Raw genomic sequence first — 14,175 nt, 5'->3', positions numbered from 1 at the left:
CAATGGTTTAAAATTTACTCTATGTTACTCTGCGTCCTCTGTGGTGAGTTTCAACACACTCTCTTAAGACTGTTTATCTTATAAATAACAACTCTCTGTATTTAGGCAGTGTCCACATCTGGTTGTCGACAATCAGTTCCAGTTTGTCGATGTGGTAACGAATCTCTTCCAGAGCCGGCACGATGGTGTCGTGGTAAGCAATGGCTTTTTCGCGTTCACTTTCTATCTTATTTGCCACTTTGCGGGCTTCGATCATTGCGTCTACATGTTCCTTGATGAAAGCGGTACGGTCGGCAATCTCTTCAATCAGTTCCAGGTTCTTGGCAGAAAGTCGGGCTGCTTTCTCTTCCGGAAAGAGGGATTTCATTTTATATACATTATCTATCAGGTCTGTCTGGTACTGTGTAGCAACAGGGATGATATGGTTCATGGCCAGATCACCCAATACGCGGGCTTCAATCTGGATTTTCTTGGTATAAGTTTCCCATTTCACTTCGTTGCGGGCCTTCAGTTCTTTCCGGTTCATCACGCCCACAGCTTCGAACATGGCTATCGTTTCGGGGCGCAGATAGTTGTCGAAGATGACAGGAACGCTTGTTTCACAATCCAGACCGCGACGGGCGGCTTCTTTTTTCCATTCGTCGCTGTATCCGTTGCCGTCGAAATGAATGGCTTTGCATTCCTTGATATATTTCCGGATCACGTCGAGAATGGCCGAAATCTTGGGCTCTCCCTTCTCAATCTGCTTGTCTACATCTTTCTTAAACCGTTTCAACTGGTCGGCGACAGCCGCGTTCAGGGCTATCATTGCGCTGGCACAGTTGGCTTCGGACCCTACGGCACGGAATTCGAAACGGTTTCCGGTGAATGCGAAAGGTGAAGTACGGTTCCGGTCCGTATTGTCAATCAGCAATTCGGGTATCTGTGGGATGTCCAGCTTCATGCCCTGTTTGCCGCTCAGGCTGATCAGGTCATCTTTCGTACTTTCTTCAATGTGTTCCAACACTTGTGAAAGCTGCTTGCCCAAGAAAGAGGAGATGATGGCGGGAGGTGCTTCGTTGGCTCCCAGCCGGTGTGCATTGGTGGCACTGGAGATGGATGCTTTCAGAAGTCCGTTATGGTGATAAACAGCCATCAGTGTATTGACGACGAATGTTACGAAACGCAGGTTATCTTCCGGAGTCTTGCCCGGAGCCATCAGCAGGATGCCGGTGTCCGTGCCCAGCGACCAGTTGTTGTGTTTGCCCGATCCGTTGACACCTTTGAACGGTTTTTCGTGGAGCAGTACACGGAAGCCGTGGCGGCGGCTAACTTTGCGCATCAGGGACATGATCAGCAGGTTGTGGTCATTGGCCAGGTTGCACTCTTCGAAGATAGGGGCCAGCTCAAACTGATTGGGCGCTACTTCGTTGTGGCGCGTTTTTACGGGGATGCCCAGTTTCAATGCTTCCACTTCCAGATCTTTCATGAAAGCGGCTACGCGGGTGGGGATGGCACCAAAGTAATGGTCTTCGAGCTGTTGGTTCTTGGCGCTGTCATGCCCCATCAGGGTACGTCCGGTCAGCAGCAGGTCCGGACGGGCGGCGTATAAGCCTTCGTCTACCAGGAAGTACTCTTGTTCCCATCCCAGGTAGGCATATACTTTTTTTACATCCGGATTGAAGTAACGGCAAACGGCTACAGCAGCTTTGTCTACTGCCCTCAGCGCTTTCAGTAACGGTGCTTTGTAATCGAGCGATTCACCTGTATAGGCGATGAAGATAGTCGGTATGCACAGCGTATCGTCTACAATGAAAGCAGGTGAGGAGGGATCCCATGCACTGTAACCACGAGCTTCGAAAGTGTTGCGGATACCTCCGTTCGGGAAAGACGAGGCATCCGGTTCCTGCTGAACCAGCAGTTTTCCGGTGAATTCTTCCATCATCCCCCCTTTTCCATCATGTTCTACAAAAGCGTCGTGCTTTTCGGCAGTGCCTTCGGTCAGTGGAGCAAACCAATGGGTATAGTGTGTGGCCCCCATCTCGATGGCCCATTTCTTCATACCGGCTGCAACCTCGTCGGCGATACTGCGATCCAGTGGTGCGCCGTTGTCAATCACATCGGTGAGTTTGCTGAACACATGGCTTGGCAGGTACTTAAACATCTTTTCCTTGTTGAAAACGTACATCCCGAAGTATTCCGACGGGCGTTCGGTGGGAGTTGCCACTTCTACGGCTTTTTTCTTAAAGGCCGTTTCTACGACTCTGAATCTGAGTTTTGACATAATGATTGAATTATTTATAAACTGTTTGGGTTTTGATTCACCACAGATTACACGGATTTCCACAGATTTTTAAATCTTAATCATCAACGGAATAATTCTTTAATCCGCGTCAATCTGTGGTGAAACCGTATTCATCTCTGCTTTGTATTCATGTTACCCGTATCACATGAAAGCTTTACAGCCAGTTCTTGATGCGCCGCATTGCCTCGATGCAATCGTTTCGTTCGCCAAATGCCGTCAGGCGGATGTAACCTTCTCCGCTGGGGCCGAAACCGACTCCCGGAGTTCCCACTACATTGGCTTCGTACAACATCTGGTCGAAGAAACGCCACGAACTGGTTCCATTGGGAGTCTTTACCCACAAATAAGGTGCGTTTACTCCTCCGTATACTTTCAGTCCGGTGGATTCCAGTCCTTCTTTCATGATGCGGGCGTTTGTCATATAATAATTGATCGTTTCCTGTATCTGTTCTTTCCCTTCGGGGCTATAAACCGCCTCTGCGGCACGTTGGGTGATATAAGACGTTCCGTTGAACTTGGTGCATTGGCGGCGGTTCCACATCCGGTTCAGGGGGATACGTTCTCCCTCGAGTGTGGCTGCCGTCAGCTCTTTCGGCACAACGGTATATCCGCAGCGTATTCCGGTGAAACCTGCTGTTTTCGAGAAGCTGCGGAATTCGATGGCGCATTTCTTGGCTCCTTTGATTTCGTAGATGGAGTGGGGGATATCCGGTTCCCGAATGTAGGCCTCGTAAGCTGCGTCAAACAGGATCAGGGTATCATTAGCCAGTGCGTAATCCACCCATTTCTTCAGTTCGGCTTTTGTCAGCGTTGTACCGGTGGGATTATTGGGATAACAGAGGTAGACGATGTCAATGCGTTTCTCCGGAATGGCCGGGATGAAATGATTTTCGGCGGTGCAAGGCATATAAGTGACGTTGCTCCATTTGCCACTTTCGGTATCCAGCACTCCGGCACGTCCGCACATCACATTGCTGTCGATATAAACCGGATAAATGGGATCTGTGACCCCTACGCTGTTGTCATGACGGAGAATGTCTCCGATATTACCCGTATCACTTTTGGCGCCGTCGTTGATAAATACTTCCGTAGGCGAAAGATGGATACCCCGTGGAGCATAATCGTTCTTGATGATGGCTTCGATCAGGAAATCGTATCCTTGTTCGGGACCGTATCCGCGAAAGGTTTCGGTAGACGTCATCTCTTCGACTGCCTTGTGCATGGCCTCGATGCAGGCATTCGGAAGGGGACGGGTCACATCGCCGATCCCCAGCCGGATGATGTCCTGCTTCGGGTGTGTTATTTTAAAAGTATTGACTTTCTTCGCTATGTCCGAGAACAAGTAGCTTCCCGGTAATTTCAAAAAATGTTCGTTTACTAATGCCATATTGTTCTTGTTTTAAGTTTGAAATGTTATTCCTGAAAACTGAATCTTTATACCTTATCAAATGGACTGATACCTGAAATCCATTAACTATTCTCTTAGTTCTATTGTTCCGTCGAATACTTTAACTGCCGGTCCGGTCATGTATACATGGTCTGTTGCTTCGTCCCATTTTATGGTCAGTGTGCCTCCGTCCATCACGATATCTACGGTTCGTCCCGTCCGTCCGGTGAGATGGGCCGCTACGGCTGTTGCACAGGCGCCTGTCCCGCAGGCCTGTGTAATGCCCGATCCCCTTTCCCACACCCGCATACGGATCTTGTTTTCTCCTGTTATCTGTGCAAACTCCACGTTCGTACGGTCAGGGAAAAGCGGATGTTTTTCCAGCTTCGGGCCGATCTCCGGAAGGTCTATACTCCGGATATCGTCCACGAAGGTGACGAGGTGCGGATTCCCCATCGATACTTGCGTGGAGACGAATGGAAATTTGTTGTCGAAATCTATTGTTCCGGTTTCCAGTGGTACACCCATATCAACCGTTACGGCTTTTACCGTTTGGGCTTCAAGGTGCAGTTTCAGCACTTTGATACCCGAGAGGGTTTCCAAGGTGATGATGTTTTTTGAGGTCAGTCCGTATTCATAAAGATACTTGCCGATGCACCGGCTTGCGTTACCGCACATCATTGCTTCCGAACCGTCGGCATTGAATATGCGCATGCTGAAATCTGCTTTGTCCGAATGACCGATCAAAACGAGCCCGTCACTGCCGATCCCCGTATGGCAGGCACTCCATTCGATGGCTGTTTTACCGGGATTGCGGATAGGAAACCTGAGGGTATTTACATAGATGTAATCGTTTCCTGCCCCATGCATTTTGGTGAATTGAATCGTTCTTGTCATTTTGATCTGTATTAATCGATTGATGTATCCTTTTGTTTTATTACTATGCAAAGATATGACTTTTTGCTTTGTGTTTTTATTAAAAGCATATCTTATATCTATTTATTTTAAATATTCTTTCACTCTGTGTCAGTTGAGCGTAGATTTACTTTTAGATTGAAATAAGAATTGCATATAATCTAATAAACTGTAATGTAGCCGTTTTGTTTGCTCTCTTCAAGAAGCTTTTGTAATGGGAGCCATATCTTGATCCGGATCAATTGGGGTCTTTAATGAAATGTGTCAAAACTCACCACAGAGGACACAGCTTCATAATATGATTTCTCCCTTGAACCGGTAGGAAGCGGTTCAAGGGAGAATTAAAAAGCGATGTGATAAGGAAATTTATTATTTCAGGAGATTTTGCAGTTGTACCGGTTCGTTGGTAGTGATGAAGTCTACCTTACGGTCGATCAGCCATTTCATGTCATCTGCCTTGTTCACCGTCCAGGCATTTACTTTCATACCTAAGTCGTGGCATTCCTCAATCCATTCGGGATGTTTACGGAACACACTGTAATGATAGTCCGGACCGGCACATCCCAGTTCTTTCAGCTCTTTGGGAGACAAATTACCGTCCAGATAATAAACCGGGGTTCCTGCCGGAGCCAGGCGGATGAATTCTTTCGTGGCATGCAGGGAGAAGGTGATGTATTCCATCCGGTTTTCCAGTCCCATATCTTTTACCAGCGCAACGATTTTTTCGATGGCTTTTGTTTCGCGTTGGGGAGTGGTGTGTGCTTTCAGTTCAAGGATCAACCGGGTGTGGAGTGGTTGTGCTGCCTTCAGGTATTTGGCAAGGGTAGGCAGGCTCTCCCCGTTATCCAGTTTAATGGCTGTCAGTGCGGTAGAGGGGGAGTTTTCCATTCTTTTCCCTTTGAATGTGGGATCATGGTTGACCACTAACTGGTCATCGGCTGCCAGCCATACATCAAACTCCGAACCGTAACATCCGATGGAGTCGGCTTTTATCAGGGCAGCAATGCTGTTTTGTGCAGAACCCTCGGTTTTCCAGAATCCGCGATGGGCAATAACCTGGGTTTGTGCAGAGACATTATATGCCGAGAAAAGCAAGGCAGAGGCAAGCAGAAGTTTTTTTATTTTCATATATTTCAGTTTTTGGTTCGCCTTCAAAGATATAAAAAGTAACGCAAATGAGCTGTGGAAGGATGCTAATCTGCGTTAAACAAAGCTATAATTTTCTTAGGGTGTAGCCATCCATACGGTAGGGCTACACCCTGATGCCCGGATGGCTACACCCTTTACCTGCCGGGGCTACACCCTGTTTTCAGTATGCTTCTTTATGGACGCCTTTCACGGCACGTCCGCTGGGATCGTTCAGGTTCTTGAATGCGGTATCCCATGCCAGAGCTTCGGCACTGGAACATGCTACGCTGGGAACACTGGGGACACTGCGGGCGGCACTTTCGCTGGGGAAGTGCTCTTCGAAGATGCTGCGATAGTAATATTCTTCCTTGTTCATCGGGGGATGAACCGGAAAGCGTTCGGCCGCATGAGCCATTTGTTCGTCACTGACGGCTGCTGCGGTGACCTCTTTCAGCGTGTCTATCCAGCTGTATCCCACACCGTCACTAAACTGCTCTTTCTGACGCCATGCCACACTGGCGGGGAGGAGGGATTCAAAGGCTTCACGCACCACTTTCTTTTCGATCACTTTTCCCGGAGCCATTTTTACCTCGGGGGCAAGCCGCATGGCCACATCCAGAAATTCTTTGTCGAGGAAAGGCACACGTCCTTCCACTCCCCACGCTGCCAGGCTCTTATTGGCGCGAAGACAATCGTATAGATGCAGTTTAGACAGTTTGCGTACAGTCTCTTCGTGAAAGGTACGGGCATCCGGTGCTTTGTGGAAGTAGAGGTAACCGCCGAAGATTTCGTCGGCTCCTTCACCGCTTAGTACCATCTTGATGCCCATCGACTTGATGACACGTGCCAATAGATACATCGGTGTGGAAGCCCGGACGGTAGTGACATCGTATGTCTCGATGAAATAAATGACATCCCGGATTGCATCGAGCCCTTCCTGAAGGGTGTAGTTTATTTCGTGATGAACAGTACCGATGTATTCGGCCACTTCACGTGCCTTGACTAAGTCCGGTGCACCCTTCAGCCCGACAGCAAAGGAGTGGAGCTGCGGCCACCAGGCATCGCTTGCACCGTCCGTTTCAATACGTTTGGCTGCATACTTCTTGGCAATGGCAGAGATAACAGAGCTGTCCAGTCCGCCCGAAAGAAGTACTCCGTAAGGTACGTCGGACATCAGCTGGCGGTGTACTGCTTCTTCAAGAGCGTCATGAATCTGCCGGCAGGGAGAGGTGCCGTTTTCTTTCGCCACTTTTTCATAATCCATCCAGTCGCGGGTATACCAGCGTTTCATTTTTCCTTCTTTACTGTGATAGTAGTGTCCGGGAAGGAAGGGCTCGTACTCGTCGCAGAATCCTTCGAGTGCCTTGAGCTCGCTGCCAAAGTAGATGTGTCCTTCGGAATCTTTTCCTATATATAAAGGTATTACTCCGATGGGGTCACGGGCGATCAGGTATTCATCTTTCTCTTCATCATAAAGGGCGAAAGCAAAAATACCGTTGAGATCCTCAAGGAAACGGATGCCTTTGTCGCGGTAAAGTGCAAGGATCACTTCACAGTCACTTCCAGTCTGGAACTCGTAACGGCCGGCATACCGGGCACGGATGTCACGGTGATTATAAATTTCGCCATTGACGGCCAGTACCAGTTTCCGGTCGGGCGAGTAAAGGGGCTGTCCTCCGCTTTGAGGGTCGACGATAGAAAGGCGCTCGTGTGCCAGGATGGCACTTCCACCACAATAAATTCCACTCCAGTCGGGTCCCCGATGCCGGATTTTCCGTGCCATCTGTAAGGCTTTGCTTCTGAGTTCTCTGCTCTGAATTTTTATATTAAAAATTCCTGCTATTCCACACATAATCGTAATTGTTTTAAAGGGTTAATGTCTGATGATGAATAAACTACGTGCTGTTCACCGCTTGGCGTTTAAATATTTTTCTATCTCTGTCGCTGCTGTACGTCCGCTTGCCATGGCACGCACCACAAGGCTTGCGCCTGTTGCCGCGTCTCCGGCGATGAATACGTTTTCGGCAAATACTGGCTGTTCGGGTTTGAGGAATCCCATCGCTAATAAAACCATATCTGCTTCGATTATTTCCTTTTTTCCGGTCGGCTTCATAATAGAGCGTTCGTTGACGGGGTCCGGTAACCATTCCACTTCTTCCACTTCCACTCCGGTGACTTTACCGTTCTTTCCGAGGAACCGGTTGGAAGTCAGGCTCCAGCGACGGATACAGCCTTCTTCGTGGCTGGAGGTGGTTTTCAGTACAGCCGGCCATTGTGGCCACGGAGTGGCAGGATTATGGGCAACAGGGGGCTTGGGCATGATTTCGATTTGTGTCACGCAGGCCGCCCCTTGACGAACGCTCGTGCCGATACAATCGGAGCCTGTGTCTCCGCCACCGATGACCAGCACTTTTCGGCCTTTCGCATTTACTTGCCCGTCTTTGGAAAAAGTCTCTCCTTCAATGATTCGGTTTTGTCCGCTCAACAGCTCAAGAGCGAAATGGATTCCTTTCAACTCGCGTCCCGGAATGGGCAGATCCCGGGGTGTTTCCGCTCCGGTGCAGATGCAATAGGCATCGAAATCGGAAGTGCGACTCTCTGGAGTGAGTTTATGCGTGTCGATCTCGGTTCCCATTCTGAATTCAATGCCTTCCGCTTCCAGGAGCTTCATCCGGCGGTCGATAATGACTTTATTCAGTTTGAAATTGGGGATTCCGTAGCGAAGTAATCCACCCGGAGCTGCTGCTTTATCGAAAACGGTGACGGCATACCCCGAGCGGTTCAAGCGGTTGGCAACCGTCAGTCCGGCAGGGCCGGAACCGATGACGGCTACCCGTTTTCCATTTCGTTTGGGAATTGCCGGCATGATATAACCTTCTCGGAAAGCTGCTTCCACGATGGCTGCTTCATTTTCACGGATGGTGACAGGGGCGTCACACGATAGCTTCAGTACGCACGACTTCTCACAGAGTGCCGGGCAGATGCGTCCGGTAAACTCCGGGAAGTCGCACGTGGCAGACAATATCTGGTAGGCCTCACGCCATTTTCCCTTGTAGAGTGCGTCTTGCCATTCGGGTTGCTTGTTGCCCAACGGACAAGCCCAATGGCAGAAGGGGACACCGCAATCCATGCAGCGTGAAGCCTGAAGTTTGCGGTCACTTGTGTTGAGGGTCTGTTCCACCTCACTGAAATCAGTGATGCGCTCGTGTACGGGGCGGTATCCGGCCTCGTGACGGGGAATATTTAAGAATGCTTTTGGATCTCCCATTTTGATTTACGATTTTATAGTTTACGATTGAGATTGGTATCTGATATACAGGTTCGGCGGCTTATCTAATAGTCTCTCTGCATATCTGCGATTTTCTGTTGCAGTTTCCGCATCTGTTCTTCCTGCAACACCTTTTTATATTCGATCGGTACCACCTGGATGAATTCGTCCACGCAGTGATTCCAATTGTCGAGCATGGTGCGTGCCAGTTTTGAGCCTGTATAGAGATAATGTTGGCGGATCAGTTCATGAAGTTCTTTGCGATAGCCGGCTTCTTCGATCAGTGAAAGTTCCACCATCTCCATGTTGCAGAAATAGTCGAAGTTTCCTTCTTTGTTCCATACATAGGCTACGCCGCCCGACATGCCGGCTGCAAAGTTGCGTCCGGTCTGTCCCAACACGACCACCCGTCCGCCGGTCATGTATTCGCAACAATGGTCACCCACACCTTCGACAACAGCGACGGCTCCGGAGTTTCTCACCGCAAAACGTTCGCCCGCACGTCCATTGATGTATACTTCACCACTGGTGGCTCCGTATAGCAGGGTGTTTCCGACAATAGTGTTTTCTTCCGCTTCGAAATTGCTTCGTACCGGTGGAAGTACGGCGATACGTCCGCCACTCAATCCTTTTCCCAAATAGTCGTTGGCTTCGCCCTCCAGCTTGAAGTTGACTCCCGGTACAAGGAAGGCACCGAATGACTGTCCGGCGGAACCTTTGAATTTGACGTTCAGCGTATGTTCCGGCAGACCTTTTTCTCCATACCGGGTAGCGATGGCACCTGAGAGCATGGCACCGCACGCGCGGTCAGTGTTGGCAATGGTATATTCCAGAGAGACTTCCCGTTGGCGTTCGATGGCTTCGCGGGCGGCATGGATTATTTCCACATCTTTCACCGCCGAGATACCGTGGTCCTGATTGGTGGTATGCAGAATGGCAGCCCGGTTGTCAACCCGTGCCAGCAACCTGCTGAAGTCAATCAGGCTGTGCTTGGGGAGCATATCTTGGGGGGTGCGTTCGATCAGGTCCGTCCGTCCGATAATGTCGTCCAGCTTTTCGACACCTATTTCCGCAAGATACTCGCGTACCTCCTGTGCCAGGAAAGTGAAGAAGTTCACCAGGTATTCGCTGCGTCCGTGGAAGCGTCTACGTAATTCTTCATTTTGTGTGGCCACGCCTACCGGGCAAGTATTCTGATGACACTTGCGCATCATGACACATCCCAGAACAATCAGGGCAGAGGTGGCAAATCCAAACTCTTCGGCTCCCAACATTGCCATCAGGATGATGTCCCGTCCGGTTTTCAGCTGTCCGTCCACTTGGAGCATGACTTGACCTCTCAGTCCGTTCAGCACCAGGGTTTGCTGGGTTTCACTCAATCCTAATTCGGGTGGGATGCCGGCGTAACGGATGGAAGAGGCGGGTGAAGCTCCTGTTCCGCCTTCGGCACCGGAGATGACGATCAGGTCGGCTTTGGCCTTGGCTACACCTGCGGCAATGGTGCCGACTCCGCTTTCGGCTACCAGTTTGACACTGATTCTCGCCCGGGGATTTACGTTTTTCAAGTCGAAGATAAGTTGTGCCAGATCTTCGATTGAATAAATATCATGGTGAGGAGGAGGGGAAATCAGCGAGATGCCCGGTATGGAGTGACGGGTACGGGCTATCACTTCGTCCACCTTATAGCCGGGCAACTGTCCGCCTTCGCCCGGCTTGGCGCCTTGTGCAATCTTGATCTGTATTTCATCCGCGTTTACCAGATATTCGGCAGTCACGCCAAAACGTCCCGAAGCTACCTGTTTGATGGCACTTCTCAGGTTTGTTCCGTCCGGACGCGGGGTGAATCGCTTGGCATCTTCACCTCCTTCACCGGTATTGCTCCGTCCGTGAATGGCATTCATGGCGATGGCCATTGTCTCGTGTGCTTCCCGGCTGATCGAACCGTAACTCATGGCACCGGTAACAAAACGTTTCATGATGTTTTCAACGGGCTCTACCTTGTCGATAGAGATAGGCGACCGTTTGAATCCCAGGAAATCGCGCAGAAAGATGGGCATTTCTTTTTCATCTGCCATTTGTGTAAACTCTTTGAATTTCTTGTAGCTGCCCAGGCGGGTTGCCAGTTGCAGGGCACTGATTGTTTCCGGATTCCAGGCATGTTTTTCCCCGTCTTTTCGGAAAGAGTATAAGCCTTTGTTGGGCAGAATGTCATCACTGTTTTCCGCTGCGAATCCTTCATTGTGGAAAGCGATGGCATCTTTGGCTATCTCTTCAAGCCGGATGCCGCCGATGGTAGAGGGCAGGCCGCCGAAACAAGCCTTGCTCAGTTCTTCGCTTAATCCTATAGCTTCGAATATTTTTGCTCCCCGGTATGAACGGATGGTACTGATCCCCATTTTACTCATGATTTTGAAGAGCCCTTTGCAGATGGCTTTGATGTAGTTCTTTTCTGCTGTGGCATAATCGAGTTGGATATCTTTACCGGTAACGAGCTTGTCGAGAATGGCAAAGGCCATGTAGGGGTTCAATGCGCTGGCTCCAAAGCCAAGCAGCAGGGCTGCATGCATCACTTCGCGTATCTCGCCGCTTTCTACTACCAGAGCAGTCTGGACACGTTTGCCCACTGAGATCAGATAATGATGCACTGCACTGACGGCCAGTAAGGATGGAATGGCAGCATGTGTGGCATCGACCTCTCTGTCGGTCAGTACGATGTAGTTGACTCCCTCTACGACGGAGGCTTCTGCCTGCTTGCACAGGGCGGTCAGTGCCTCTTGAAGTCCGGCTTTTCCTTTATCAGCCTCAAACAGTATGGGCAGCTTTACTGTTTTGAATCCTTTATACCGGATATTGCATAAGATATCCAGTTGGGCATTGTTCAGTACAGGGTGGTTGAGGCGCACCATTTTGCAATGACTCTCGCTGGGGGTGAGAATGTTCATGCCCACAGCACCGATATATTCCGTCAGCGACATCACCAATTCCTCGCGGATGGGATCGATGGGAGGGTTTGTCACTTGTGCAAATTGTTGCCGGAAGTAATTGTACAAGAGTTGTGGTTTATCCGAGAGTACGGCCAGGGGGGTGTCGTTGCCCATCGAATTGATCGGTTCGGCCCCTCCGGTCGCCATCGGGGTGATGATCTTTTCGATGTCTTCTTTTGAATAGCCGAAGGTACGTAACATGCGGCCGTAGTTCTCTACACTGTGTGATACTTTGCGTCCACTTTTCAGTTCATTCAGTTCAATCCGGTTGTTGGCGAGCCAGGTACGGTAAGGCTTGGCCTCCGCCAACTGTTTTTTCAGTTCACCGTCGTAGTAGATCTCACCTTTTTCGGTGTCTACCAACAATATCTTGCCCGGTTGCAGGCGTCCTTTCTCTTTGATATCTCCGGGTTCGAAGTCCATTACGCCGACTTCGGAGGCCACTACCATCATGTTGTTGTGAGTAATCAGATAGCGGGCGGGGCGTAGTCCGTTACGGTCGAGCATACCTCCCGCATAGCGACCGTCGCTGAACAGCAGGGCAGCCGGTCCGTCCCATGGTTCCATCAGGATGGAGTGATATTCGTAGAATGCTTTCAGGTCTTCGCTGATCGGATTCTTTTCGTTGAATGATTCCGGTACCAGCATAGCCATGGCATGTGGCAAGCTGAGGCCGGACATTACCAGGAACTCGAGTACGTTATCTAAAGAGGCGCTGTCACTTCCACCCGGCTGGATGATGGGGCGGAGCTCCCTGATATCCCCCAAGGTAGGTGAGGAGAGTACGCTTTCCCTTGCTTCCATCCATCCCCGGTTACCGCGAATGGTATTTATTTCACCGTTGTGTGCCAGTAGACGGAAGGGTTGCGCCAGTCCCCATGTGGGAAATGTGTTGGTGCTGAAACGTGAGTGTACCAATGCAAGTCCGCTGGTGAAATAGTTGTTTGTCAGATCGGGGAAATAACTACGCAACTGTAAGGATGACAACATACCTTTATATATGATGCTTTTGGTAGACAGCGACACAATGTAAAAGTCGTCTTTTGCCGGGACAGATGATTTGCGTATCCGGTTTTCAATCCTTTTTCTTATCACATAGAGTTTGCGGTCGGCTGTCTCCGTTTCCGTAAATCCGGTGATGAATATCTGTTTGATGTCCGGTTCGGCTGTTCGTGCCGATTCACCCAATATGTCCGGGCAAGTAGGTACATTGCGCAGGTGCATCAGTGTTAATCCTTCTTTTTCAATCTCCTCGATAATAATACTCAGAATGGTTGCCCGGTCTTCTTCGTTTTTGGGGAGGAAAATCAAACCTGTTCCGTACTTCCCTTTTTCGGGGACAGGTATGCCTTGCAACAAGATAAATTCATGAGGAATCTGGAGCATGATGCCTGCGCCGTCTCCTGTTTTGTTATCCGCTCCTTCGGCACCACGGTGACGCATGTTTTCCAGTACTTTTAGTGCGGACTCCACAATGTCGTGCGATTTTCCCCCGTCAATGTTCACCAACATACCCACTCCGCAGGCATCATGTTCGTTCATTGCATGATAGAGCCCCAACTGTTCGGGCAGTCGTTGACAGGGCAACTCTTTTGTTTCGTTGTTAAAAAGTTCTTGTTCCTTCATTCTGTTTAGCTTTATTATACGATAATACCTGTTTGTTGTATCAAAATGTTCGGCAAAAATAGGAATTTAATTTCATTATGATATATATGGCGCACTTTTGTGTGACACTAATTCTCTTTTTAGTTTTTTAATATTTCAGATCGTAAGTAAATTAACTACTTTTTGTTTCAAACTGTAACTTGCTTCCATTATATCATTAAACGATTGTAATCTCTTTCTTTTTGAGACTGAAATAATAGATAAATTAACGTTTTGATATTAAAACAACTTTTTTGTACGTTTATGTCAAATATTTATAGGAAAACTAATCTTTATGTTATTTAGATTATGTATCTTTGCACGCGAAAACAAAAAAGGATAATATGTGTGGAATGGTAGGCTATATTGATATGTATCAGCCGAAAGGCGAAGCATCTGTTTTTATTGCTAACGGCAATCTTGAAATTTCCACCGTTATCCTCCAAGAATTTCTATCCCAAAGTTATACTTCCTGTAACAGTACCTGTACAGAGATCCCCGTTCATTTCGTTTCATGTTTCCTGCAGAGTTACCGGTTTTGTAAGACCGATAATCTATGTATCGG

At 49.1% G+C, this 14,175-nt stretch carries 7 protein-coding genes; all 7 read right to left on the bottom strand.

The genetic code is table 11. The features are described 5' to 3' along the window. Positions 1-73 precede the first annotated feature (73 nt). The 7 genes from DBK98_RS17155 to gltB all read right to left on the bottom strand — a co-directional run bounded on the left by DBK98_RS17155 (position 74) and on the right by gltB (position 13,592). Positions 74-2,263 (bottom strand): glutamine synthetase III, encoded by a 2,190-nt coding sequence (locus DBK98_RS17155; protein WP_005778318.1) that lies wholly within the window; start codon positions 2,261-2,263, stop codon positions 74-76. Positions 2,264-2,438: 175 nt separating this feature from the next. Continuing rightward, positions 2,439-3,671, bottom strand: a complete 1,233-nt coding sequence (locus DBK98_RS17150; protein ID WP_005778316.1) for an LL-diaminopimelate aminotransferase — start codon at positions 3,669-3,671, stop codon at positions 2,439-2,441. An 87-nt stretch (positions 3,672-3,758) separates the two neighbouring features. Next, entirely contained in the window at positions 3,759-4,568 is an 810-nt protein-coding gene (dapF, locus tag DBK98_RS17145; protein WP_032537038.1) for a diaminopimelate epimerase, read from the bottom strand. A gap of 387 nt (positions 4,569-4,955) precedes the next feature. Beyond that, positions 4,956-5,714 carry a glycerophosphodiester phosphodiesterase family protein gene (locus DBK98_RS17140; protein ID WP_005806607.1) on the bottom strand — a complete coding sequence of 253 codons (759 nt, stop codon included), beginning with the start codon at positions 5,712-5,714 and terminating at the stop codon, positions 4,956-4,958. A gap of 181 nt (positions 5,715-5,895) precedes the next feature. Further along, positions 5,896-7,566: an asparagine synthase B gene (gene asnB / locus DBK98_RS17135; protein ID WP_005806605.1), complete on the bottom strand. Its 1,671-nt coding sequence runs from the start codon at positions 7,564-7,566 to the stop codon at positions 5,896-5,898. Positions 7,567-7,620: 54 nt separating this feature from the next. Further along, positions 7,621-8,982, bottom strand: coding sequence for a glutamate synthase subunit beta (locus DBK98_RS17130; protein ID WP_005806603.1), 1,362 nt, complete (start codon positions 8,980-8,982; stop codon positions 7,621-7,623). A 65-nt stretch (positions 8,983-9,047) separates the two neighbouring features. Continuing rightward, the gene (gltB, locus tag DBK98_RS17125) at positions 9,048-13,592 is read right to left on the bottom strand and encodes a glutamate synthase large subunit (protein ID WP_032537039.1); all 4,545 of its coding nucleotides are present in this window, start codon (positions 13,590-13,592) and stop codon (positions 9,048-9,050) included. Positions 13,593-14,175 lie beyond the last annotated feature (583 nt).

The organism is Bacteroides sp. PHL 2737 (assembly GCF_004115325.2).
Lineage (GTDB): Bacteria > Bacteroidota > Bacteroidia > Bacteroidales > Bacteroidaceae > Bacteroides > Bacteroides hominis.
Note: the sequence above shows the minus strand (reverse complement) of the source record. Positions and strands in the feature narration are given on the sequence as shown.

Bases quoted from the DNA above. Each gene is read 5' to 3' on its own strand.
- DBK98_RS17130 (WP_005806603.1), bottom strand. From the start codon at position 8,982: ATGGGAGATCCAAAAGCATTCTTAAATATTCCCCGTCACGAGGCCGGA.
- gltB (WP_032537039.1), bottom strand. From the start codon at position 13,592: ATGAAGGAACAAGAACTTTTTAACAACGAAACAAAAGAGTTGCCCTGT.
- DBK98_RS17140 (WP_005806607.1), bottom strand. From the start codon at position 5,714: ATGAAAATAAAAAAACTTCTGCTTGCCTCTGCCTTGCTTTTCTCGGCA.
- DBK98_RS17155 (WP_005778318.1), bottom strand. From the start codon at position 2,263: ATGTCAAAACTCAGATTCAGAGTCGTAGAAACGGCCTTTAAGAAAAAA.
- DBK98_RS17150 (WP_005778316.1), bottom strand. From the start codon at position 3,671: ATGGCATTAGTAAACGAACATTTTTTGAAATTACCGGGAAGCTACTTG.
- dapF (WP_032537038.1), bottom strand. From the start codon at position 4,568: ATGACAAGAACGATTCAATTCACCAAAATGCATGGGGCAGGAAACGAT.
- asnB (WP_005806605.1), bottom strand. From the start codon at position 7,566: ATGTGTGGAATAGCAGGAATTTTTAATATAAAAATTCAGAGCAGAGAA.